General features: G+C 65.1%; 23 protein-coding genes. 11 read left to right on the top strand and 12 right to left on the bottom strand.

What is annotated here, in order from left to right:
• Positions 1-91 precede the first annotated feature (91 nt).
• Positions 92-382: a chorismate mutase gene (locus J1M87_RS04565; RefSeq protein WP_206488205.1), complete on the top strand. Its 291-nt coding sequence runs from the start codon at positions 92-94 to the stop codon at positions 380-382.
• Between the two features lie 48 nt (positions 383-430).
• On the opposite strand, the gene J1M87_RS04560 is transcribed toward J1M87_RS04565, so the two are convergent.
• Positions 431-1,882 carry an NAD-dependent succinate-semialdehyde dehydrogenase gene (locus tag J1M87_RS04560; RefSeq protein ID WP_206488203.1) on the bottom strand — a complete coding sequence of 484 codons (1,452 nt, stop codon included), beginning with the start codon at positions 1,880-1,882 and terminating at the stop codon, positions 431-433.
• A gap of 82 nt (positions 1,883-1,964) precedes the next feature.
• Between J1M87_RS04560 and pgi the strand changes: the two genes are divergently transcribed.
• Positions 1,965-3,614 (top strand): glucose-6-phosphate isomerase, encoded by a 1,650-nt coding sequence (gene pgi / locus J1M87_RS04555; RefSeq protein ID WP_206488201.1) that lies wholly within the window; start codon positions 1,965-1,967, stop codon positions 3,612-3,614.
• Between the two features lie 26 nt (positions 3,615-3,640).
• Here the strand turns inward: pgi and J1M87_RS04550 are convergent, their stop codons facing one another.
• Together J1M87_RS04550 and J1M87_RS04545 are read right to left on the bottom strand one after the other, a co-directional pair.
• On the bottom strand, positions 3,641-5,257 hold the full coding sequence (locus J1M87_RS04550) for an acyl-CoA dehydrogenase family protein (RefSeq protein ID WP_206488199.1): 1,617 nt from the start codon (positions 5,255-5,257) through the stop codon (positions 3,641-3,643).
• Entirely contained in the window at positions 5,244-5,846 is a 603-nt protein-coding gene (locus J1M87_RS04545) for a TetR/AcrR family transcriptional regulator (protein WP_206488197.1), read from the bottom strand. Before J1M87_RS04545 ends, J1M87_RS04550 begins: the two co-directional genes overlap by 14 nt.
• A gap of 59 nt (positions 5,847-5,905) precedes the next feature.
• On the opposite strand from J1M87_RS04545, the gene J1M87_RS04540 reads away from it, so the two are divergent.
• Both J1M87_RS04540 and J1M87_RS04535 read left to right on the top strand, forming a co-directional pair.
• The gene (locus J1M87_RS04540) at positions 5,906-6,670 is read left to right on the top strand and encodes a crotonase/enoyl-CoA hydratase family protein (RefSeq protein WP_206488195.1); all 765 of its coding nucleotides are present in this window, start codon (positions 5,906-5,908) and stop codon (positions 6,668-6,670) included.
• Entirely contained in the window at positions 6,667-7,917 is a 1,251-nt protein-coding gene (locus J1M87_RS04535; protein ID WP_206488193.1) for a hypothetical protein, read from the top strand. Before J1M87_RS04540 ends, J1M87_RS04535 begins: the two co-directional genes overlap by 4 nt.
• 15 nt (positions 7,918-7,932) lie before the next feature.
• Here the strand turns inward: J1M87_RS04535 and J1M87_RS04530 are convergent, their stop codons facing one another.
• Positions 7,933-8,691 (bottom strand): SDR family oxidoreductase, encoded by a 759-nt coding sequence (locus tag J1M87_RS04530; RefSeq protein ID WP_206488192.1) that lies wholly within the window; start codon positions 8,689-8,691, stop codon positions 7,933-7,935.
• A 29-nt stretch (positions 8,692-8,720) separates the two neighbouring features.
• Between J1M87_RS04530 and J1M87_RS04525 the strand changes: the two genes are divergently transcribed.
• Positions 8,721-10,163, top strand: a complete 1,443-nt coding sequence (locus J1M87_RS04525; RefSeq protein WP_206488190.1) for an NAD(P)/FAD-dependent oxidoreductase — start codon at positions 8,721-8,723, stop codon at positions 10,161-10,163.
• Here the strand turns inward: J1M87_RS04525 and J1M87_RS04520 are convergent.
• Positions 10,157-11,563, bottom strand: a complete 1,407-nt coding sequence (locus J1M87_RS04520; RefSeq protein WP_206488188.1) for an APC family permease — start codon at positions 11,561-11,563, stop codon at positions 10,157-10,159. The two genes, J1M87_RS04525 and J1M87_RS04520, sit on opposite strands and share 7 nt — an antisense overlap.
• A gap of 38 nt (positions 11,564-11,601) precedes the next feature.
• On the opposite strand from J1M87_RS04520, the gene J1M87_RS04515 reads away from it, so the two are divergent.
• Positions 11,602-12,195 (top strand): TMEM175 family protein, encoded by a 594-nt coding sequence (locus J1M87_RS04515; RefSeq protein WP_206488186.1) that lies wholly within the window; start codon positions 11,602-11,604, stop codon positions 12,193-12,195.
• 12 nt (positions 12,196-12,207) lie between these two features.
• On the opposite strand, the gene J1M87_RS04510 is transcribed toward J1M87_RS04515, so the two are convergent.
• From J1M87_RS04510 to J1M87_RS04495, 4 genes are all read right to left on the bottom strand, one after another.
• The gene (locus J1M87_RS04510; RefSeq protein ID WP_206488184.1) at positions 12,208-13,206 is read right to left on the bottom strand and encodes a D-glycerate dehydrogenase; all 999 of its coding nucleotides are present in this window, start codon (positions 13,204-13,206) and stop codon (positions 12,208-12,210) included.
• Positions 13,203-14,126: a hydroxymethylglutaryl-CoA lyase gene (locus J1M87_RS04505; RefSeq protein ID WP_206488182.1), complete on the bottom strand. Its 924-nt coding sequence runs from the start codon at positions 14,124-14,126 to the stop codon at positions 13,203-13,205. Before J1M87_RS04505 ends, J1M87_RS04510 begins: the two co-directional genes overlap by 4 nt.
• 4 nt (positions 14,127-14,130) lie before the next feature.
• Positions 14,131-15,348: a CaiB/BaiF CoA-transferase family protein gene (locus tag J1M87_RS04500; protein WP_206488180.1), complete on the bottom strand. Its 1,218-nt coding sequence runs from the start codon at positions 15,346-15,348 to the stop codon at positions 14,131-14,133.
• Positions 15,349-15,445: 97 nt separating this feature from the next.
• Entirely contained in the window at positions 15,446-16,006 is a 561-nt protein-coding gene (locus J1M87_RS04495; RefSeq protein WP_206488178.1) for an MOSC domain-containing protein, read from the bottom strand.
• A gap of 75 nt (positions 16,007-16,081) precedes the next feature.
• Here J1M87_RS04495 and J1M87_RS04490 point away from each other — a divergent pair, with 75 nt between their 5' ends.
• Complete coding sequence (locus J1M87_RS04490) at positions 16,082-17,626, top strand: carboxylesterase/lipase family protein (protein WP_206488176.1); 1,545 nt, start codon at positions 16,082-16,084, stop codon at positions 17,624-17,626.
• Here the strand turns inward: J1M87_RS04490 and J1M87_RS04485 are convergent.
• Positions 17,619-18,485: an Fpg/Nei family DNA glycosylase gene (locus tag J1M87_RS04485; RefSeq protein WP_206488174.1), complete on the bottom strand. Its 867-nt coding sequence runs from the start codon at positions 18,483-18,485 to the stop codon at positions 17,619-17,621. The genes J1M87_RS04490 and J1M87_RS04485 overlap by 8 nt on opposite strands.
• A gap of 29 nt (positions 18,486-18,514) precedes the next feature.
• On the opposite strand from J1M87_RS04485, the gene J1M87_RS04480 reads away from it, so the two are divergent.
• The 3 genes from J1M87_RS04480 to J1M87_RS04470 are packed head-to-tail and all read left to right on the top strand — an operon-like array spanning position 18,515 to position 20,198.
• Positions 18,515-19,315 (top strand): thymidylate synthase, encoded by an 801-nt coding sequence (locus J1M87_RS04480; RefSeq protein ID WP_307830729.1) that lies wholly within the window; start codon positions 18,515-18,517, stop codon positions 19,313-19,315.
• Entirely contained in the window at positions 19,312-19,818 is a 507-nt protein-coding gene (locus J1M87_RS04475) for a dihydrofolate reductase (protein WP_206488170.1), read from the top strand. The genes J1M87_RS04480 and J1M87_RS04475 overlap by 4 nt, the downstream gene beginning before the upstream one ends.
• Positions 19,819-19,871: 53 nt before the next feature.
• Positions 19,872-20,198: a cupin domain-containing protein gene (locus J1M87_RS04470; RefSeq protein WP_206488168.1), complete on the top strand. Its 327-nt coding sequence runs from the start codon at positions 19,872-19,874 to the stop codon at positions 20,196-20,198.
• Here J1M87_RS04470 and J1M87_RS04465 read toward each other — a convergent pair.
• Both J1M87_RS04465 and J1M87_RS04460 read right to left on the bottom strand, forming a co-directional pair.
• Positions 20,191-21,051 (bottom strand): universal stress protein, encoded by an 861-nt coding sequence (locus J1M87_RS04465; protein WP_206488166.1) that lies wholly within the window; start codon positions 21,049-21,051, stop codon positions 20,191-20,193. The genes J1M87_RS04470 and J1M87_RS04465 overlap by 8 nt on opposite strands.
• Positions 21,052-21,146: 95 nt before the next feature.
• Positions 21,147-22,052, bottom strand: a complete 906-nt coding sequence (locus J1M87_RS04460; protein ID WP_206488164.1) for an acyl-ACP desaturase — start codon at positions 22,050-22,052, stop codon at positions 21,147-21,149.
• Between the two features lie 364 nt (positions 22,053-22,416).
• Here J1M87_RS04460 and J1M87_RS04455 point away from each other — a divergent pair, with 364 nt between their 5' ends.
• Positions 22,417-23,616 carry a CdaR family transcriptional regulator gene (locus J1M87_RS04455; RefSeq protein ID WP_241256318.1) on the top strand — a complete coding sequence of 400 codons (1,200 nt, stop codon included), beginning with the start codon at positions 22,417-22,419 and terminating at the stop codon, positions 23,614-23,616.
• Positions 23,617-23,690: the final 74 nt, after the last annotated feature.

Raw genomic sequence — 23,690 nt, 5'->3', positions numbered from 1 at the left:
AACCGAGCCCATTGGCGATGCAGTTCCGAATACGAGAGGTGTAACGGTGCCGGACGACGCAACGATCCAAGATGTGACCCGAGGAGAGACGATGGCCATGACGACGAAGATCGATTCAAACATTGCAGTGCCGTCCAGCGAGGCCGAGATCAACGATCTGCGCCAGGAAATCGACCGTCTCGATGCCGAGATCTTGGCAGCCATCAAGCGCCGCTCCGAGGTTTCCCAGATGATCGGACGCACTCGCATGGCCTCCGGTGGACCGCGCCTGGTGCACAGCCGCGAGATGAAGGTCCTCGAGCGTTTCAGCAGCCTCGGTCAGGAAGGCCACACGCTGGCCATGCTCCTGCTCCGTCTCGGGCGCGGACGTCTCGGCCACTGATCCACCCTCCGGTTGGGCGCGAGCGCTGCACGCCCAACCGTCGGTAACTCACTTCAGCGCGATGTACTTGGTCTCGAGGTATTCCTCGATTCCTTCGGATCCACCCTCACGTCCGAATCCGGATTCCTTCACACCACCGAACGGCGCGGCCGCGTCCGAGATGACTCCGCGGTTGACGCCCACCATGCCACTGTCGATGGCCTCCGCCACCCGCAGTGCCCGGTCGAGATTCTCGGTGTAGATGTACGAGGCCAGGCCGTACTCGGTGTCGTTCGCCGCATCGATACCCTCCTGCTCGGTGTCGAAGCCGACGATCGGCGCGACCGGCCCGAACACCTCTTCCTTCAGAATGCGGGCATCGGCCGGGACGTCGGTGAGCACGGTCGCCGGATAGAAGTATCCGTCCCCGCCCGGTGCACTACCGCCGAGAGCCACCGTCGCCCCCTTCTGCACCGCGTCGTCGACCAGTTCCTGCACGGTCTCGAGTTGATCGGCGTTGATCAGTGGTCCGAGCTTGGTGTCCGGATCGACCCCTGCCCCCAGCTTCATCTCGGACATCCTCGCCACCAGCTTGGTGGTGAACTCCTCCCGCACGCTGTTGTGCACGTGCAGGCGATTGGCCGCGGTGCAGGCCTCGCCGCCATTACGCATCTTGGCGAGCATCGCGCCGTCCACGGCATCGTCGACATCGGCGTCGTCGAACACCACCAGTGGTGCGTTGCCGCCCAACTCCATCGAGGTCCGCAGCAGCCGGGTCGCGGACTTCTCGACCAGGGATTTGCCGACGCCCGTCGAGCCGGTGAACGTCAGCTTCCGCAACCGCGGGTCTTCGAGCAGGGGGCCGGTGACAGCGCCGGACTTCGAGGTCGTGAGCACCGACAGCACGCCCGGCGGCAGCCCGACCTCGTCGAAGATCTGCGCGAGCAGCAGCATTGTCAGCGGGGTCTCGCTCGCCGGCTTCACCACGATGGTGCAACCGGCGGCCAGGGCGGGCCCGATCTTGCGGGTGCCCATCGCCAACGGGAAGTTCCACGGGGTGATCGCCAGCACCGGGCCGACCGCAGCTTTGGTGACCAGTATTCGACCGTTGCCCGCCGGGGCCGGGGTGTAGCGCCCGCCGATGCGCACAGCTTCTTCGGCGAACCACCGGAAGAACTCGGCACCGTACTTCACTTCTGCCTTGGATTCGGCGAGAGCCTTGCCCATTTCCAGTGTCATCAGGAGCGCGATGTCGTCGGCGCGTTCGGTGACCTTCTCGAATGCCGCGCGCAGAATCTCACTGCGTTCGCGAGCCGGTGTGCTCGCCCAACTCTTCTGCGCCGCAGCGGCGGCGTCGAGTGCGGTCATCGCGTCCGCCGGTGACGCATCGGCCACCTCGGTCAACGGCCTGCCGGTGGCCGGATCGTTGACCGCGAAGGTCTTGCCTCCCTCGGCGTCGACGGCCCTCCCGCCGATCCACAGTTTTGCCGGAATCGATTCGATCAATGCACGTTGGTCCATACCCCCATGATGCCTCCGCAGCGTCGGATGCAAACGAGGAACGACGAGCGCGCGACTGTGCCCGGCACTACTGTTGATCGATATGAGCGTCGATATCACCGGCACGGATGCCTGGCAGAAGCTGACCGATCACCACTCCGCGATCGCCGATACTCATCTTCGGTCGCTGTTCGCCGACGACGCGGACCGAGGCCGCAGCTTCACCGTCGACGCTGCGGATCTGCATATCGACTACAGCAAGCACCGAATCACTCGCGAGACCATCGAACTGCTCCTCGAGCTTGCACGTACCGCCGATGTCGAAGGCAAGCGCGACGCCATGTTCGCGGGCGAGCACATCAACACCTCGGAAGACCGCGCCGTTCTGCACACCGCGCTGCGTCTTCCTGCCGATGCATCGTTGACCGTCGACGGTCAGAACGTCGTCTCCGACGTGCACGAAGTGCTCACGGCCATGGGCGAATTCACCGACAGAGTGCGATCGGGTGAATGGGTCGGCGCTACCGGCGAAAAGATATCCACCGTCGTCAACATCGGAATCGGTGGATCAGACCTCGGACCGGTCATGGTCTACAACGCACTCCGCCACTACGCCGACGCCGGTATCTCGGCGAAGTTCGTCTCGAACGTCGACCCTGCCGATCTCGTCGCGGCGCTCGACGGACTCGATCCGGCGTCGACCCTGTTCATCATCGCTTCGAAGACGTTCTCCACACTCGAAACACTGACGAATGCGACCGGAGCTCGACGCTGGCTGGTCGATGCTCTCGGTGAGGACGCCGTCGCCAAGCACTTCGTCGCGGTATCGACCAACGCCGAACGCGTGGCGGACTTCGGCATCGACACCGCCAACATGTTCGGCTTCTGGGACTGGGTCGGCGGACGCTACTCCGTCGATTCCGCCATCGGCCTGTCGGTCATGGCCGTCGTCGGCAAGGAGGCATTCGGCGAATTCCTCGACGGTTTCTATTCGATCGACGAACACTTCCGCACCACACCGCTGGCCGAGAACGCGCCGGTTCTACTGGGCTTGATCGGCCTGTGGTACAGCTCCTTCTTCGGCGCGGAGACCCGGGCGGTACTGCCGTATTCCAATGACCTGTCCCGCTTCGCGGCCTACCTGCAGCAGCTGACCATGGAGTCGAACGGAAAGTCCGTCAAAGCCGACGGCTCCCCTGTCACCACGGCCACCGGCGAGATATTCTGGGGCGAACCGGGCACCAACGGCCAGCACGCGTTCTACCAATTGCTGCACCAGGGAACACGTTTGGTGCCGACCGACTTCATCGGATTCGCTGAGCCCACCGACGATCTGCCCACTCGTGACGGCAGCGGCTCGATGCACGATCTGCTGATGAGCAACTTCTTCGCACAGACCAAGGTATTGGCCTTCGGCAAGACCGCCGAGGAGATCGCCGCCGAGGGCACACCGGCAGATGTGGTGCCGCACAAGGTAATGCCCGGCAATCGCCCTTCCACCTCGATCCTCGCTCCGAGGCTCACGCCCTCGGTGGTCGGCCAACTGATCGCACTGTACGAGCATCAGGTCTTCGTGGAGGGCGTGATCTGGGGCATCGACTCCTACGATCAGTGGGGTGTCGAACTGGGGAAGACTCAGGCCCTCGAACTGACCCCGGTTCTCACCGACGCCGAAGCGCCCTCTGCGCAATCGGATTCGTCCACCGATTCCCTGGTGCGCTGGTACCGGGCACAGCGGGGCCGAGCGGTCTGAGCCTTTTCACCCGGCGATTCGCGCACTCACACCCGCGACAACACCGCCGCAGTGTCGACTCCGACAGGTAGCGTGCCGAAGGCGATGCCCCAGTCACGGTCGAGCCGGCTGGCGCAGAAGGCATCGGCGACAGCAGGATCGCCGTGCATCACCAGTTGGGCACCTTGGAAGGTCAGGGCCATCAGTTCGACGACTCGCCTCGCTCGGTATTCCATGTCGGAAGTGTCGGACAGCTCTTTGCCGACGTGGGCGATGGCGTCGTCCAACCGAGAATCCGCCCCCGCGGCCTGACCGATTTCACCGAAGAATGCCTCGACGCTGTCTGGTTGACGGGCCAGCGCGCGGAGGGAGTCGAGCGCGGCGACGTTGCCCGAGCCTTCCCAGATGGACATCAACGGTGATTCGCGGAACAACCTCGGCATCCCCGATTCCTCGACGAAGCCGTTGCCGCCGAGGCATTCGAGCGCCTCGGCAGCGTGGGCCGGTGCCCGCTTGCACACCCAGTACTTGGTGACTGCCAACGCGATTCGGCGCAGCGCGCTCTCCTGCTCGTCGCCGCGGGCCGAGCCGTCGGTGGCCTGCGCCAGGCGCATCATCGCGGCGGTGGCGGCCTCGGATTCGATGGTCAGGTCCGCCAGCACGTTTCGCATCAACGGCTGATCGATCAGCTGCGCGCCGAAGGCCGCGCGGTGCCGCGCGTGATGGACCGCGCGGACGGTGGCGTTCCGAATGCCCGCCGCCGACCCGATGACGCAGTCCAATCTGGTCATGTTGACCATCTCGATGATGGTGGGGACGCCGCGGCCCTCTTCGCCGACGAGCCATCCCGTCGCCCCGTGGTACTCGAGCTCACCGGACGCGTTCGACTTGTTGCCCAGCTTGTCCTTCAACCGCTGCAGGTGCATTCGGTTGCGAGTGCCGTCGGGCAGCACGCGCGGCAACATGAAGCACGACAGCCCACCCGGGGCCTGCGCGAGTGTGAGGAACATGTCCGACATCGGCGCGGACGTGAACCACTTGTGGCCGACGATGGAGTACGTGCCATCGGACGACGGGGTGGCGGTGGTGGTGTTGCTGCGGACGTCGGATCCACCCTGCTTCTCGGTCATCGACATACCGGCGATCAATCCGCGCTTCTCGGACGGTACGCGCAACCCGAAGTCGTACTCTCGCGCCGCGAGCAACGGCTCGTATTGCGCTGCCAGGGAGGGGTTGTGCCGCAGGGCCGGAACGACGGCGTAGGTCATCGAAATGGGGCACATGTGCCCGGCCTCGGTCTGGCCCCAGACATAGAATTTCGCGGCGCGAGCGACGTGTGTGCCCACCCGATCATCGGTCCACGGGCTGGCGTGCAGTCCGTGCTCGACGGCGACGGTCATCAGATCGTGCCAGTGCGGATGGAACTCGACCTCGTCGATCCGATGCCCGTAGCGATCGTGAGTCTTCAGCACCGGCGGATTCTCGTTGGCGAGCCGGCCCCAGTCCTGGGCCTTCGCACCACCGGCGAGTACCCCCAGTCGACGAACCTCGTCGAGCGCCCAAGCGCCGCCGCCGCGCTCGAGTCCATCGAGCATCGACGCGTCCTCGGACACGTCGTACGGAATCAGGTCGATCGCCTGGTTGAAAACCTCATGTGTGTCCATCTCGAACTCCTAACGCGCGCAGCGACAGTGCAACCAGACCCGGAACCGGATCCATGGATTGGGGGGAGGACAACGGCCCGACCAGCACCTCGCCGACGGCACCGACGAGACCTGCAGCGGAGATCGACGCGTCCTGGTCGGGAATCTCTCCGGCTGCGATACCGGATGCGATCGCGTCGGCGAAGGCATCGGTGAATTTCCGGCGGAAGACCAGGCGTTCGGCGTCGACGATCGGGTCCACCGGCTCGGCGAGCAGGGCGTACGCCATCGTCCGATTCTTCATGGCGCGTCCGGCGAACGTCTGCACCACTGCCGTCACTCGCTCGGCGGTGCTGCCGTGCCCGGCAACGGCGACCACTGCGTCGACCTCTCGGCTGCAGACCTCACGAAAGATGGCGACCACCAAGTCCGCCTTGTCTTCGAAGTGGGTGTACACGCTGCCTGCGGACACCCCTGCTGCCGCCGCGACCGATGCAACCGACAGGCCCGCGTACCCCTTGGTCGAGAGCACCTCGATGGCGGCCGCGAACAGTTTCCCGCGACCGGCGTCGAGGCGGGCTTGCACCGCGGGGGTTCGTCTGTAGGGCACTCAAGGATTGAAGCACTGATTCATTGCTTCACGCAAGGGTACTCGAGTAGGGTTCACACATGCCGGTACGGATCGAACGATCAGGCCCCGTCACCACGATCGTCCTCTCGCGCCCGGAAGTGCGGAACGCGGTCGACGGCCCCACCGCCCAGGAACTGATCCAGGCATTCGAGCAGTTCGATGCCGACGAATCGGCCGCGGTGGCCGTCCTGTGGGGCGAGGGCGGCACGTTCTGCTCGGGAGCCGATCTCGCGGCGCTGGGTACATCCCGCTCGAACCATGCGACCGAACACGGCGACGGCCCGATGGGACCGACGCGAATGCGGTTGTCCAAGCCGGTCATCGCCGCCGTCTCCGGATATGCCGTTGCAGGCGGACTCGAACTCGCCCTGTGGTGCGATCTACGCATCGCCGAGGACGACGCGACGTTCGGCGTGTTCTGCCGCCGCTGGGGTGTACCTCTGATCGACGGCGGCACAGTGAGATTGCCGCGCATCATCGGCACCGGCCGCGCGATGGACATGATCCTCACCGGACGCGCCGTCGATGCGCACGAGGCCGCGAACATCGGACTGGTCACCCGCGTGGTTCCGGTGGGGCGGGCGCGCTCCGAGGCCGAGGCCCTCGCCGCCGAACTCGCCCTGCTGCCGCAGACCTGTATGCGCGAGGATCGACTGTCCGTACTGGAGCAGGACGGCCTGGACGAGGAGTCCGCCCTGAAGAACGAGTTCCGGCACGGCGCCATCTCGATCACCGCCGACGCGCTCGCAGGCGCGAGCAAGTTCGTATCGGGCGCGGGACGACACGGCAACCCGAGCACGTGAGATCGACGCGTCTGTCGGTGATCGACGAGATCTTCCTCCGGACGCACCGCGGCTACGGTTTCCCCATTGCGCTGCAGGGAATCTGGCGCACCCCCGACACCCTGAGCCGGCACGAACTCGACGGAGTGCACGCAAGACTGGCCCGCGGGCAGCTGGGCCGCCGAGTCGGAAAGCCCCGCATTCCCGGCGCTCGTCTTCGATGGGAGGCGTCCTCGCAGACGCTGCCACTCGAGTACGCCGCCGACGCGGTCGAGGACATCATCGGGTGGGCCGATGTGCAGGCCGATCTCGAACTCGACCCTCAGTTCGGGCCCGGTTGGCGATTGACGGCCGCTGGAGTTTCGGGCGGCGGGACCGTGGTGTCTCTGGTCTGCTCACACGCACTCGCTGATGCTCGCGAACTCATAGATGCCGCGGCGCAAGCTTTCTCGGATACATCGGTACACGTCCCCCTCGCTCGGCCCGGCTCGGATGTCAAAGACGCGCTCTCGATGCTTGTGACCGTCCTCGGAAAGTCCATCGCCGCGACAGCGAGGTTGTGGGTCAGCACGAAGGCCCGAGGCGAACTACGTGCATTCCTCGCCGCCGACACCGGCGGCACTCGCCCGCACCAAGCGCGCCGTGCGCACTCCGTGATACTCGACATCGCTGCCGCAGAATGGGATTCGGCTGCCGCGCACGCCGGAGGCTCGGCCAACTCGCTGTTCGTCTCGATCGTCGCCGCCACGATGAGCGAACTCGGATCACCTGCGGTGACCGTCGACATCCCCTTCCGGACGGCAACCGGCGACGCCAACTCGATCGGCATGGCCACCGTCGCCGTCCGGGGTGACGATTCACCGGTAACCATCAGGGCCGCATGCAAGGCCGCCTTCAGAGCCCCCGTCGGGGCACCGGCCGGGTATCCACCCGAGATCGTTCAGCTGCTTCCCCTTCGCCTGGCCGCGAAGCTGACCTCGACCCCGGGACGCGGAGAAGTGTTGTGCTCCAACATCGGCGATATTCCCGACGCAGTCTCCACCCTCGGCCCGCACCGATCCAGCGGCCTGGCCACTCGGGCCATCCACCCCAACCCCTCGGGTGCATCGACGACGACGAGGATGTCGACCTACATCTGCCGAATGAACGGCAACTACACCCTCTCACTGGTGTGCACCGACGACACCGTGGCCGGGTCGAGCGTCGAGCTCGCCTCGGCCGTACAGCGAGCTCTCGCGACGAGAGACCTGGCCGGTACACCCTGGTAGGGCTACCTGCAATAACTACACCAGTCGATCGGTCAGCGCATTCGGCAGGAACCGTAGCGCCGCGTCGATGCCCCGCCACTTCAGACCGGGTAGCGCGGCGCGTCGAGTCTCGCTCTCGATCGCGTCGACCATCGCGGAGACCCCCGCGTCCAAAGTAGCTGTGAGGGCGGCGTTGTCGCCCGCTTTGGCAGACATCTCGGTGGCAATGAAACCCGGCAGCAACGTGGTGACGGCGATGTCGGTTCGAGCCAGTTCGGTGGCCAGCGATTCTCCCAGCGAGGCGACCGCGGCCTTGCTCGCCGAATAGGTGGCCTTCGCGCCCGGCAGACCTCTGTCCGCGCTGATCGACGAGACCAGGACCAGATGCCCGTGCTTCTGCTCGCGGAACATCGCGAGTGCGGCCTCGGACTGCGACAGGGCACCGATGAAGTTGGTGCGCGCGGTCTGCAGGTTGGCCTCGGCGCGCCCGGTACCGATTTTCGCGCCCTTGCCGAGCCCGGCATTGACGATGACCCGGTCGAGGCCACCGAGCTCGTCTCGGAGCGTGCCGAAGACCTCGATCACGGCGTCGTGGTCGGTGACGTCGAGTGCCCGAACCGACACGGTGATGTTCGGGTTCTGGTGCATCAACTCGACGCGAAGCTCGTCGAGTCGCTCCACCCGCCGGGCACAGAGCGCAAGGTCTCGGCCCATCGCGGCAAACCGTCTGGCCATTTCCTCACCCAGCCCCGAACTCGCGCCGCTGATCAGAATCTTGTTCCGAGTGGTCGCCATAAACGGCGAGCCTATGTCACTGTGGAGCTATGTCCACAGAGAGTTCGGAATTCGATGTCATCGTCATCGGCGGTGGCCCGGTCGGTGAGAACGCCGCCCAGTACGCCATTCAGGGCAGTGACCGCACCGCTGTGATCATCGAACACGAACTCCTCGGCGGCGAATGTTCCTACTGGGCGTGCATGCCCAGCAAGGCGCTGTTGCGTCCCAGCGAGGTCCTCGACACCGCACGGAACATGCCCGGCGTCAAGGAACTGGTGGGTGAGAGCCCCCTCGATGCCGACGCCGTTCTGGCCAGGCGCGAGTCCTATACCCACGGCCTCGACGATTCCTCACAGGTGGCGTGGGCCGAGTCGGTGGGCATCTCGGTCATCCGCGGCCACGGACGTATCACCGGGACCAAGACCGTCGAGGTCGACGGACGCACCCTGACCGCTCGACACGCCGTCATTCTGGCCACCGGGACCACCGCGTCGATCCCCGAGGTTCCTGGTCTGCGGGACGCTCTGCCGTGGATCTCCCGCGACGCCACCAATATTCACGAGACCCCGGCTCACATCGCGATCATCGGCGGTGGCGTCGTCGCCTCGGAGGCGGCCACCTGGTTGCTCTCACTCGGGGCGAAAGTGACGATGATCGTGCGCGGCTCGTCCCTGCTTGCAGGTTCGGAGCCGTTCGCCAGCGAACTCGTCGCGGATGCATTGACCCAGCGCGGCGCGTCGATCATGTTCGACGCCTCCCTCGAGTCGGTATCCCGAGAGAATCCTGCTGCCACCGGCTTCGGTCGCATCCACGGTGGCCCGGTGACCCTGACTGTCGACGGGAAGGACATCACGGCCGATGAGGTTCTCGTTGCAGCGGGGCGTCGTCCGGCGAGTTCGGACCTCGGCTTGTCGAGGCTCGGGCTCGAGGACGGACACTCCATCGAAGTCGATGATCATCTGAGCGTTCCCGGCCACGAGTGGCTCTACGCCGTGGGCGACGTCAACGGCCGCGCCCCGCTCACGCACATGGGGAAGTACCAGGGCCGGGTGGCCGGGGATGTCATTGCGGCCCGGGCCGAGGGAAAGCCACTCGATCACAAGAGGTTTCGCGCATCGGCAGATCACAGGCAGGTTCCCCAGGTGGTGTTCACGCCTCTGGAACTGGCCTCGGTCGGGCTCACCGAAGCCGATGCGCGTGAGGCAGGCATCGATGTCGAGACAGTGGCACGTGATATCGCCGTCGCGGGTTCGTCTCTCCAACAGGACGATTACACAGGCCATGCGCAACTGGTGATAGACCGCGCTACCGACACGATCGTGGGCGCGACCTTCGTCGGGCCAGGTGTGGCGGAGTTGGTCCATGCGGCCACGGTCGCCATCGTGGGCAAGGTTTCCCTCGACGACCTGTGGCATGCGGTGCCGTCGTACCCGACGGTGTCCGAGATCTGGCTCAGGCTGCTCGAAGCCCGAAGAGACGCCGATCACTGACGCATGTAGGCCGCGGCAATCCCCTCGTAGGTCTTCGGGTCGGTGCGCCGGATGCGCAGTGCCACCAGCACTCCGAGAATCGCGGCGAGGATCAACACCACCGGTATCGCATTGACGATCGCGGAATCCGAACCGGTCAGGGTGCTGTAATTCGTTCCGGCGAGCACCAATCCGGTCATGAATCCGGCGAAGCCGATGCCGGGAGCAATCGCGGTGCGCCACAGCGAGAAGTCGGGATGCCCGATGAAGAACACCACCACCGACAACGCGGCCGCGGCCTGCAGCGCAATCACCCCCAATGTGCCGAGGCCGATGGCACCGGCTGCGTAGATCAAGTACGGGTCGGCACCGGTCACCGCGAACGCCGTCAACGCCACCGTGGCAACGACCGAGGCAGTAATACTGCCGACGTGTGGACTCGAATGCTTGGGGTGAATTCCGCCGAGACGCACCGGAAGTACGCGCTCACGTCCGAGAGCGAAAAGGTAACGACTGGCAGCGTTGTGCACGGCCAGATACGAGGCGAGCACACTGGTGCACAGCAGCACCGCGGTACCGTCGTACAGCACCGTTCCGCCGTACTGCTGCGCCAGAGTGAACAACAGGTTCCCCAGTTCGGTCTCGGCCAATATCGGGGCATCGACGCCACCCGAGGCACCGACGATGATCCAACTCGTCAGCACGTAGAAGACTGCGATGAGCGAGACAGCGATGAATGTCGCGCGCGGGATGCTGCGCCGGGGATCCTTGGTTTCCTCGCCGTACAACGCGGCGGACTCGAACCCGATGAAGCTCGAGAACGCGAACATCATGGCGATTCCGACAGATCCCGAGAAGACCTGTGTGGGGGTGAAGGACTCGAGGGGCAGTGCCGCGGTTCCCTTCTCGCTCACCACCAGGACGTTGAAGACGGTGAGGAAGGCGAATTCGAGCGCCATCAGGGTGCCCAGCACCTTCGCCGAGAGGTCGGCATTTCGGAAACCCAGGAACGCGACGATCGCCACGGCCGCTGCCGTGAAGACCCACCACGGAATGTCGATGCCGGAATCTGCGAAAACCAGGTGGGTGAAATACCCGAATGCTCCCGAAAGTCCGCATGCCAGCGAGGTATACGCGACAACTGCGACATATGCGGCAGCGACCCCTGGCGGCTTCCCCAGCGCGAGACCGATGTACGTGTAGAAGGCCCCGGTGCTGTAGACCTGCTGGCTGATGGCCGCAAACCCCACCGAGAAGCACAGCAGCACAACAGCGCTGACAGCGTAGGCCGCCGGCAAACCGGCTCCGTTGCCGCGGATCAGCGCCAGCGGCACGTTGCCGATCATGGCCGCCATCGGTGCCGCCGCAGCAACAACGAGGAACACCACTCGGCCGGTGGTCAGAGTGCGTCGGTCGGACATCCTCCGGACGGTACTCCCGCGAGAGGCACAATGCTGACATGGAATACGAACGCGGATTCGACAGATTGGTCAACTTCAGTGACGCTGTGGTCGCGATCGCCGCGACACTGCTGATCCTCCCGTTGGTGGAACTGGCAGACCCCGACGAGAGTGCGCAGTTCATCGACATTCTGCGCAGCCACGGGGTGGAGCTGTTCGCGTTCGTGCTCAGCTTCCTGATCATCTTCTCGCAATGGCTGAGCCATCATCGTGTCTTCCGCGATCTGATCGGATACACGCGGTCTCTGATGTGGGTGAACTTCGTCTGGTTGTTGTCGATCGTCTTTCTGCCGTTCCCCACCAAGTTGATCGCCGAGAAGAGTGGATACGACGCGAGCGCGTCTCCGCTGTACGTCGCGACGATCGCGGTGTCGGTCATCTCGATGTGCGCGGCCGATGTCATCGTCTCTCGGCATCCCGGCATCGTCGCGAAGGACACCCCGACGCGCAGCAACCTCCGCAACGGTGTTGTCACCTCGGTGCTGATGGTGGTCGCTCTCGGGCTCTCGTTCACACCACTCGGGCTGTGGTCACTGCTCGTTCTGCTGCTGACCAAGCCGCTCGCGCGCCTCCGAACTCGGGTGCGCGCGTAGATTCCAGCGCGCCTACCCAGGTGGTGCAGCGCGCCCCCAGGCGTCGGGGTTCACCGGATGCGGTGGCAGGGAGCCGCCGAACATCGCAGCCGCATTGTTGGCGCACAGTCGCGCCATCTCCGACCGCACCGACACCGTCGCGCTTCCCACATGCGGCAACAACACGGTGTTCGGGAGCTCCGCGAGGCCCGGTTCCAGGCTCGGTTCCCGCTCGTAGACGTCCAGTCCAGCTGCCGCAATGGTGCCCTCGCCGAGCGCAGCCACCAGAGCGGCTTCGTCGATCACCGGCCCGCGCGCGGTGTTGATCACGATCGCCGACGGTTGCATCGCCCGCAGCACTGCTGCGTCGACCAGATGGTGGGTGGACTCGTTCAGGGGAACATGTAGGGACAGGAAGTCGCTGGTCGTGACGATCTCGTCCCATGATGCGTGCTCGACCCGACCCGCGAACTCACCGAGCTCCTCCTCGGAGACCGGGCGATCCCCGGGTGGGCGAGGGCAGAACTTGACCGTCATACCGAAACCCAGTGCCCGTCTGGCAGTGGCCCGGGCGATGCGGCCGAACCCGGCCAGACCCAGTACTCGGCCCGAGACGTCGCTGCCGAGAAGCAGTTCCGGCTCCCATCCGGTGAACGAACCGGAGCGGACGAACGCATCCGCCTCCAGCGCGCGTCTGGCCGTGGACAAGATGAGCAGCATCGCGATGTCGGCGGTCGAGTCGGTCAGCACCCCGGGAGTATTGGCGACGGTGATGCCGCGCTCGGTCGCAGCTGCGATATCGATGTTGTCGAATCCGACTGCGTAGTTGGATATCCCGACAAGTGACGCCGACTCGAGCAGCTCGGCGTCGAACCGGTCCCGCAGCTGAGAGACCACGACGAGATAGTCGCCGGAGGAGCATGCGTCGATCAGCTGCTCGTGATCGAGAGCTCGCAGGTCCACCTCACCTGCGGCGCGCAGGATATCCATTCCCGGCGAGGGGATCTCGGTGGTGACGAGAATGCGGCTCACAGGACCCACTCGAAGGCACCGGCGTTCGATCGTGCGCCCTGGACGGTGTTCGATCGCATGGGCTCGTCCAGTTCGGCGAGCAGACCCTCCGACACCGTCACCAGTGCCGCGAGGGTCTCCGGCTCGAACCAGTCCGGCCGGGTCGCGAACAGGATGTCCTCGGAGGAGGTGTTGCCGCTGGCTCCCGGCGCGAAGGGGCAACCGCCGAGACCGCCGAGGGAGCCGTCGACCATCGTGGCTCCTGCCGAGATCGCCGCGAGGGTGTTCGCGACACCCATACCCCAGGTGTCATGACCGTGGAAGACCACTCGGCGGTCGGGGGTTTCGGCTCGCACCCGCTCGATGAGGGAGGAGACCTGCAGTGGTACCGCCTGCCCGAGGGTGTCGCAGATGACGATATCGGTTGCCCCGGTGGCACGTTCGTCGTTGGCGATCTCGATGACCCGGTCCGCGGGCACGTGGCCCTCGAACGGGCAGGTGAAGGAGGTCGCGATGCACAGTTCGACAGCACCGCCCACCGATCGCGCTATGTCGATCGCATCGGGCATGGCGGCAAGCGAGACCTCGGTGGATCGACCGATGTTGGCCTCGTTGTGCGAGTTCGATGCGGAGAAGCAGTACTGGAAGTTGCGCGCCCCGGCGGCAGCGGCCTTCTCGACATACCGTGGAGTGGCGACCCACACCCAGCATCGCGCGAGTTCGGCGGCGGTGAGTTCACCGATCACCTCGAGCGTGTTGGCCATCGCGGGCACCTTGTCTGCTCGCGCCATCGACCCGATCTCGAGCGCAGGCACACCGAGATCGACAAGAGTCCTGATGATCTCGAGCTTGCGCTCGGTGGCGAGTATCTTGCCGGTCAATTGCAGGCCGTCGCGCATCGTGACATCGCGGAGCTCGGCTGCGGGAGCGAATCGATACATCTGCTCAACCCATCTCGTCGTCGGTACGGCCGAGCAGAGTCGACAGTACTTCTCTGGTGTGTTCGCCCAGATCCGGTCCGACCGATCGAATGGGCAGGGACACATCGCCGATCACCGGCACCACGCCGACGAATCCGACCTCGGTGGGTTCCTCACCGCCGGTGTCGACCGGGAAGTGCTGAATCATGTTGCGGGCGGCATATTGCTCGTCGGCGACGATATCGGCCGCCGTGTAGATCGGACCCGACGGCACCCCGGCCGCATCGAGGATCGTCAATGCCTGCTCGCGCGAATGCAATCCGGTCCAGGCCGAGATAGCCGCGTCCAGCTCCTCCCGTCGTCGCCACCGGCCTGCGTTGGACGCCAGGTCCGGATCGGCTCCCAGGTCGGCACGATCGATGGTGTCCATGTAGCGCTGGAAAATGGCATCGCCGTTGCCTGCGATGATGATCGAATGACCGTCGTTGCACAGATATGCGTTCGACGGCGCGATCCCTTCCATCCGGCCGCCCGTCCGCTCGCGTTCGACGCCGTAGGCGAGGTAGTCGGGAATCAGCGATTCCATCATCGACAGAATCGACTCGTTCAGGGCCACATCGATCGAACGCTGCGCGAGCGGCAGCGGGGACTGCTCCTCCGGTGCCTGCGCCGCACGCCGGGTCTGCCGTTGAAACAGTGCCATCACGGATCCGAAGGCCGCGTACAGTCCCGCGATCGAATCACCGATGGAGACCCCCACCCGAACGGGCGGCCGATCCGGGTCGCCCACGAGATTGCGAAATCCGCCGTACGCCTCGGCGACGGCAGCAAACCCCGGTCGCTGCGACATGGGTCCGGTCTGTCCGAAGGCCGAGATGCGGGTGATGATCAACTCGGGATTGGCGGCACTGAGCACCTCGGGCGAGATGCCCCACTTCTCGAGGGTGCCGGGCCGGAAGTTCTCGAGCACGATGTCGCATTCGGCGGCCAAATCGATGACGTCCTGACGCCCCTGTTCGGTGCGCAGATCGAGCACGATCGACTTCTTGTTCCGGTTGATCGTGCGATAGAGCATCGACGTCGTGCCGGAGTACAGTCGCCAGTTGCGTAGTTCGTCACCGGTTTCGGGACGTTCGACCTTGATCACCTCGGCACCGAAGTCGGCGAGCATGCGCGCGGCAGTAGGGGCGGCAATGTAGTTGCCGAGCTCGAGAACTCGAACTCCGCTGAGCGGCAAGGCCATCGTGTTCCTTTCGATACTCACAGCGAAAAAGCGCACCGACTTGTGCCTCGAGTGTGCCCCTGGTCGACCGGTCCGATCAACAACGACGGCAACGATGTCAGATCGGCTGGGCGCGTCGGATCGACAGCGCAGCGCGCGAGGCATCGAGTTCGACCGGCGAGCGCACCGCCACTTCCCCGACGCGCAGAACTCCGTCGGAGAGCGGTTCGACACGCAGGCCGCCTCGCCCGATCAGCGCCTTGCGCGCGCCGTCGGCCACCATCCGATCCATCCACGCGCACGGGTGTGCCGGTCTTCCGCCGCGGAACGCGATCCAGCCGTCGCCGGAGTTCAGCTCGAATTCGAGACCGCGCAGCGGGTCCAGCTCCAGTCCGCGCACGACGATGTTGCGCCTGGCCACCGCGGGATCGGGTACCTCGATGCCGAGCACCTCCCCCACCGCGTCCCAGGCCTCGACCGACAACATGCTCACGGCCGCCTCGGTGTGTGCCTTCACGCCGAAGAATCGATCACCGCGGATGCCCTTGTGCGCCACGATCTCGACGCTGGACGGCAGCTCGGTCGGCACCTCGGCCGGGCCGTCCTTGGATCTACCGAAGTAGGCGTGTGAGGGCGCAGTCAGGAGCTGCACTATGTGGGCGCGATACTCGAAGGGCACGCAGCCCAGTCTGCCCCGCACCCGCATCGGGCCGTTTCTTACCCCGGAGTAAGAACTGGTCAGTACACTCGCGGCATGGCTGGAACCACGCGTGTGACCACCTCCGAGGGCATCATCGAAGGCAAGCCGGTCGGCGAACTCATCACCTGGCGAGGCATTCCGTACGCCGCGCCGCCCGTCGGTCCACTTCGATTTCGAGCGCCGCAACCCGCCGAGCCGTGGGCAGGAGTGCGCGACGCCACCGAGTGGGGCAATGCCTCGATCCAGCACAAACGCGGCACGATGCTCGCGATCGGCAAGTACCAACCCTCCAGCGAGGACTGCTTGACGCTCAACGTGCTGGCGCCGAGCGCTCCGAGCGCCGCACCGCGCCCGGTCATGGTGTTCATCCACGGCGGGGCGTACACGCTCGGCACCTCGGCCACGCCCCTGTACGGCGGTGGCTCGCTGGTGCGGCGCTCACTGCAGAACGGTGACGGCATCGTCTACGTCTCGATCAACTACCGTCTCGGCGCGCTCGGTTACCTCGATATGTCCCAGTTCTCCACCCCGGAGCGACCCTTCGACTCCAATCTGGGCCTGCGCGACCAGGTTGCGGCGCTCGAGTGGGTACAACGCAATATCGAGAACTTCGGCGGCGATCCGAACAACGTGACGATCTTCGGCGAATCCGCGGGCGGCAATGCCATCACCACTCTCCTGACCGTCCCCTCCGCGAAAGGCTTGTTCGCACAGGCTATTGCCGAGAGCTCCGCTCCCGGCATGACCACCACCAAGGAACGCGCCGATCAATGGGCACGCGAATTCGTCGGGTACCTCGGCGGCACCGTCGACAACGCTGCCGAGATACTCGACAGCGCCGAGGTCCTCCGCCTCGGACGTGCCGGCACCAAACTCGGCCTCACCACCTTGCACCGCACCCCCGGCCTGCTTCCCTTCGGTCCGGTGATCGACGGTGACTTCCTGCCGGTCAGTCCGGTACGGGCCTACGCGTCGGGCACTGCTCACCGAGTTCCGCTGATCATCGGCACCAATGCCCGTGAGGGAACGCTGTTTCCGAAGTTCCTCGACGCCCTGCCCACCAATCCCGAGCGCATCACCAAGCTGTTCGCGCTCACCGATCCCGAAGCCCAGGCGGTCGTCACCTCAGGCTACCGGGGCTACCCGAGCGAACGGGCGGCTATCGATTTCGGTGGCGATTTCACGTTCTGGAAGCCGTCTCTGGAAGTGGCCGAGGGGCATTCGCGGTACGCGCCGACGTACTTCTACCGTTTCGACTTCGCACCGAGGTCGATGAAGTTGCTCGGCTTCGACGCCACCCACGGTTTCGAGTTGTTCGCCGTGTTCGGCATCAGCGACACGCTGTTCGGCAAGGCACTCACCCTCGCCGGCGGACGGAAGGCCTTCGCCGAGGTCACCGATCAGGTGCAATCACAGTGGATCGCGTTCGCCACCAACGGAAAACCGCTCGATTCGTGGCCACGGTACGACGAAGCCGACCGCAAGACATTGATCTTCGACACCCGCACCCGGGTCCAGAAAGATCCGCGAAGCGACCGACGCAGAGCCTGGGAAGGCTATCGGGGCTACGACAGCCAGAAGCTCGAACCCGCTACTTGAGCAGGCGAGACATACGACGGTCGGCGAGAATCTTGCCGGCCGTCTGGCAGGTGGCGCAGTACTGGAAGGACCGGTCGACGTAGGCGACCTCGCGTACCGGGTCGCCGCACACCGGGCAGGGCAGCCCGGTCCGGGCATGGACCCGCATGCCCGATCTCTTCTCGCCTTTCAGACGCGCCGCGTCCTGCCCGGCCGAGCGCGAGACCGCGTCGGACAACACCGAGCGCATCGCCGCGTAGAGCGTCGCGACCGCGTCTGGTTCCAGCTTGCTCGACGATGCGAACGGCGAGAGCTTCGCGACGTGCAAGATCTCGTCCGAGTAGGCGTTGCCGATGCCTGCCAGAAGCGACTGGTCGACCAGCGAGGTTTTCAGTCGTGCGGTGGTACCGCCGAGAATCTCCGCGAATTCGAGCTCGGTGACCGTCAGCGCGTCGGGTCCGAGCCTGGCGATGCTCGCCACCTGCGCAGGATCACGCACCACCCACACCGCCAGCCGCTTCTTGGTACCCGCTTCGGTCACGTCGACAGCGGGCGTCGCACCCTCGGGGGTGAAGAAGTGAATGCGAAGCGCGAGCGGTCCTTTGCCGGGTTTCGGCGGCGCGGCGCTGGGATTGTCGACCCACCGGAGCCAGCCCCCACGAGAGAGATGCGTGATCAGCCACAGATCGCCTGCCCGAAGTGCGAGGTGCTTGCCGAAGCGGGCGGCATCGGTGACGTCCTTGCCCTGCAACTCGGTGATCGGTGGATCGAATGTCTTGAGAACACTCAGTGCTGCGATGTCGATCCGCCCGATCACGGCACCGACAGCATGCTCGCGCAAAAAGCCGGCCAGGGCTTCCACCTCGGGTAATTCAGGCATGTGTCCAGTATGCAGCTACGATGGCCGTCGTGATGGTTCCGACTCCGTACGAAGATCTGCTGCGCCGCATCCTCACTGCCGGGACGGCGAAGTCCGACCGAACCGGAACCGGTACCACCAGTCTGTTCGGACATCAGATGCGTTTCGACCTGGCGGCCGGCTTCCCGTTGATCACCACCAAGAAGGTCCATCTGAAGTCGATCGTCTACGAGTTGCTGTGGTTCCTGCGCGGAGAATCGAACGCCACGTGGCTGCAGGAACGCGGAGTGAGCATCTGGGACGAGTGGGCCGCCCCGGACGGCGAGCTCGGGCCCGTCTACGGGGTGCAGTGGCGTTCGTGGCCGACCCCCTCGGGTGACCACATCGACCAGATAAGCCAGGTCGTGGAAACCCTGAAGACCGATCCTGATTCTCGTCGGATGATCGTCTCGGCCTGGAATGTCGGCGAGATCCCGCGCATGGCGCTGCCACCCTGCCATGCGTTCTTCCAGTTCTACGTGGCCGAGGGCAAGCTCTCCTGCCAGCTGTACCAGCGCAGCGCAGACATGTTCCTCGGGGTGCCGTTCAATATCGCCAGCTACGCACTGCTCACGCACATGGTGGCGGCACAGACCGGTCTCGAAGTGGGCGAGTTCGTATGGACCGGCGGCGATTGCCATATCTACGACAACCACCGAGACCAGGTCACCGAGCAGCTGTCTCGGGAGGCCTATCCGTACCCCACCCTGAAGTTGGCGCCACGCGATTCGATCTTCGACTACACCTACGAGGACATCGAGATCGTGGGCTACCTGCACCACCCGGCGATCAAGGCTCCGGTAGCGGTGTGAGTGCCGCGTTCGTCGGCTCGATCTGGGCGCAGAGCAGCACCGGAACCATCGGCGACGGGGGCGGCATCCCCTGGCACGTTCCCGAGGACATGGCCCACTTTCGCACCGTGACAGGCGGCCATACGGTCGTCATGGGTCGCAAGACGTGGGACTCCCTGCCGTCGAGATTCCGCCCCCTTCCGGGTCGACGGAACATCGTCGTCACCCGAAATCCCTCGTGGTCCGCTGACGGAGCAGAGGTGGCACACAGCGTCGCCGACGCGATCGCGCTGGCCGACCCCGCCCCGGTCTGGATCATCGGCGGCGGCGAAATCTATCGCAGTGCAATGGAAATCGCGACCCATCTCGAGGTCACCGAGGTCGACCTGGACGTCGAGGGCGATACCGCTGCTCCGGAAATCCCGGAGGGCTGGATCGCGACCGCGGGCGAATGGCAGAGCAGCCGGGTCGACGGGACCCGCTTTCGCTGGGTCGAGTACCGAAAGCCCGCCCACGCGTCCTGAGCGCGTTCAGGATTCCCCGTCGCGACCGCGGGCGGTGCGTCATACTGTCGATCATGGACAAGAAGTCACTCACCGCCCTTGCCCGCCAACAACTCAAGCTCGCGGTCGGCGCGTCGAGTGGCCGCAGTTCGCAGACGGTGTACGGCGGTCATCGTCGCCACCTGCGGCAGACGGTCGTGGCACTGGCCGCCGGAAACAAGCTGGCCGAACACGATCTGTCCGGTGAGTCGACGGTCCTGGTGCTGAGCGGCAAGCTCGAACTGATCAGCGGCGACCGCTCGTGGAAGGGCTCCACCGGTGACCTTCTTGTCGTCCCGGACGCTCGCCACAGCGTCGAGGCGATCGAGGACGTGTCCTTCTTGTTGACCGTCGCTATGTGAGCGAGTTCCGTACGACCAACACCGGACAGTCCGCCGAGTTGACGAGGGCGAAACTGGTGGATCCCAGTAGCATTCCGCCGAATCCACCGCGTCCGCGGTTGCCCACCACGATCAGTGCAGCGGTCTCCGATCGACCACTGAGAACCCGAACCGGTCGGTCCTGTGCGACGATGCGCTGCACCTCGACATCGGGGAACTGCTCCTGCCAGCCGGCGAGGCTCTCGGCCAACACCGCTTCCTCGTTGTCGGCAATGGCCTGCCAATCCACGGGCGCGCGCCCGAACGACTGGGTCAGATCGACATCGGACCACACGTGCACCGCGATCAGTACGGCACCGCGTGCCGACGCTTCGACGAATGCCCACTCGATCGCTGCCTGGTTGACTTCGGACCCGTCGATGCCGATGACGACCGGTCCCTCTGCGACCGGACGGCCGTCGATGTCTCGGCCCCGCACCACTGCCACCGGTGAGACGCTGTGCGCGGCCAACGACACTGTGACAGCGCCTGTTTCACTGGCACCGATCACCAGCATCTCGGCCTGCGCCGAGACCCCGATCAGGACATCCATGACGCCGCCCTCGATGGCACTCGACGTCACCTCGAAAGCGGGATCGTCGACGACCGATGCGGCCAAAGTCGCTGCGGCCACCAACCTGGACTTTGCGGTGGCGACGAATTCGGTTGCTTCTCCTGCGAATTCACTCAGATCGACGACCCCGGGCATGTCGACGGCGGTCACGATGTGCAATCGGAGATCACGCCGGTACGCGCAGAGCGCCGCCCAGATCACCGCCTTGTCCGCTGCAGCGGATCCGTCGATGCCGACGATGATCGGTCGAGAGCCTGTCACGTTTCGGGCCTCCGGTCGTTGCCACGAGAACGCGGTCTCGAAGCGTATGACGAATAGGAGTCCAGATTAGTCGATGAGACCCGAAGTATGTCGCGTCAGCTGGCTCGCAGTGCGTTCGCGTGCTCCCGCACATGCGCGTGACTGCGTGCGGTAGCGGCCGTCTGAGAGTCGAGATGGTCGAGGTAGTCGGCCAGCTGATCTCGTCTGCGCGCCCCGCCGCCGAGATCGGTGCGTTCGAAAACGCGCCACTGGGCCAGCATGGGTCGCAGGACCTCGTCGAGGTGACGGGCGAGGTCGTAGATCCCGTCGCGCTCGATGAGCATCGCGCTGCGGGCGAACCCGGGCAGGTTGGTCCCCGGTAGTTGGAAGTTCATGACGACCTCGGTGATCGCGGTGACCGTCAGGCCGGGTGCCACGTCGAGCGCCGCCGAGATCAGGTTCTCGAAGAACGTGATGTGCAGTTCTTGATCGGCGACGATGCATCCGAGCAGCCGATCGCCCACCGGGTCATGGCACTGGTCTGCGGTGTTGCGAAGACAGATGCTCGAGACCGACACCTCGATGGCCACCTGGACCAAGGATCGCAGCAGGTGCGCGCCGTTCATCGGGGAGTCGAAGCCCACGGTCATGCACTGCGCGCGGGCTCGTCCGAGTGCTGTCGGATCGACGCTGCGGGTGGCGACGAGGTAGTCGGTGACGGCCTCGGCGTGCCGGGTTCGCTCGCTGCTCCACTCGGCGATCCAGGACGCCCACGCACCGCCCTCCCCGGACGAGGTGTCCCGGCGGTACAGCGGAATATTCTGCTCGACAAGAAGATTGGTGACCAGCGCGGCTTTGGCGGCTTCGGTCAGAGTCGACGCGCTCGCCCCCCAGTACATCTCGGCGCGAACGATATCGGCCGGCCGCCACTGCACGGACTCGGCGCGGTGACGGGCAAGGTTGCTCTCGATGGTCGGCCGCAGCTCCCGCAGAACAGTGAACTGGCCGATGTCGTTGTTCATCCTGCTCCTCACTCTCCGCATACCTGTCCGGACGACCTAAAAGTAGGCGCGGCACCAACCGGCGGCGAGCACCTTCCACATTGTTTAGGGCAAATCGCAAGGGCCACGGAGGCCCGCTGAGATAAATCACAACGAGTTTGGCTGAAACCCTGGATCACATGTAGATAACAACCTATGATCGATCCTGTTAGAGGCCAGGAAACAAACTCGAGGTACGAAAACACCGCGGTTTTGCCCGCATTTACATAGATTGAGCCGCGGAGCCGCGTTGATACGTGCACGAAAGTTTGCTCTCCGATGACCTGAAGAACCCAACACGAAGGGTTGACCTGTGACCGTTCACAACTCGACTAGCCTCGGAATCATGGTCGCGGGTCAACCTGCGTCGGCCCCTCTGCGCGATTTCCGTGCCGTCGCACGCCTGCTCGTCGGACACTTCGCTGCCAACACCCCCTGCGGATCGTTGCCCGGCGAACAGCTCCATGGGGACGTCACCGAGTTCACCGTCAAGTGCATCAGCATCGCCGTGCAGATGCTCGACGAGCGACGCGCTCCGGCCGAGTCCGACCTGGCCGAGCTCCGCGCGAAGGCCAGCCAGTGGGCGCGCGAGGGCGTCCCCCTCGAATCAGTGCTCAGCGTGTACCACGAGGGCATTCAGATCGGCTGGAATCTGGTGTCCAAGAGAGCAGGCGAGGGCGATGCCGCCCAGCTGATCGAGGCCGCGCGCATGTTCGTACTGCTCTCCGAGAAGGTATCCATCGCCGCCAGCAAGAGTTATGTCGAGGAACTTCAGGCGGTGGCCAGCGAACACCACACCGCCGCGCACACCCTGGTGACCTCGCTGCTCAGCGGCCACAACGCCGTCTCGATGGCCCGCCAGTCCGGAATCGAACTGGCCGACAGTTACCTCGTCCTCGCCATCTCGGTGCCGCCGCACCCGGACGAGAACGATCCGAACATCCAGAAGACCGTCGCCGCACGGAGAAAGCTGCGTCGCGTCCAGGCCGAACTGGCCACGATCTGCGGACGCAGCCCACTGTCTCTCCTCAGTACCGAGGGTGGCACCGTCCTGATCCCCGGCGTCCACGACGACGAGTGGGTCGAGGCCCTCGTGCACCGCATCGGCACCGCAGCCGAGGTTCCGGTCACCGTCACCGCCGAGCAGGCTGCCACCGCCGACATCCCCACCGCAGCCGACCAGGTGCACGAACTGCTCTCGTTGACACACCAGCTGCATCGACCGTCCGGCCTCTACCGCATGGACGATCTGGTACTCGAATACCAGCTCACCCGCCCCGGGCCCGGCCGACGGCATCTGACGCAGATCCTCGAACCCCTCGACTCTTCGCCGGAATTGCTCGAGACCCTGGAGATCCATATCTCGCACGATCTGAACCGTCAGCGCTCCGCCCGCCAGCTCCATCTGCACACCAACACCGTCGATTACCGCCTCAAGCGGATCGCGCAGCTCACCGGCTTCGACCCGACCCGACCCTCGGGAATCCGGCACCTGCAGGCGGCACTGGTGGCGCGTCGACTCGAATCCTCGCGCGGCGCAGCCTGACCTGCTGGTTCCCCCGGAGTCGTCGAACCGACAGCAGGTAGCGTCGGAACCATTCGACAAGCAAGGGGAATCGT

Source organism: Rhodococcus sp. KRD162 (assembly GCF_017168335.1).
In the GTDB taxonomy this organism is placed as follows: Bacteria; Actinomycetota; Actinomycetes; order Mycobacteriales; family Mycobacteriaceae; genus Rhodococcoides.
Note: the sequence above shows the minus strand (reverse complement) of the source record. Positions and strands in the feature narration are given on the sequence as shown.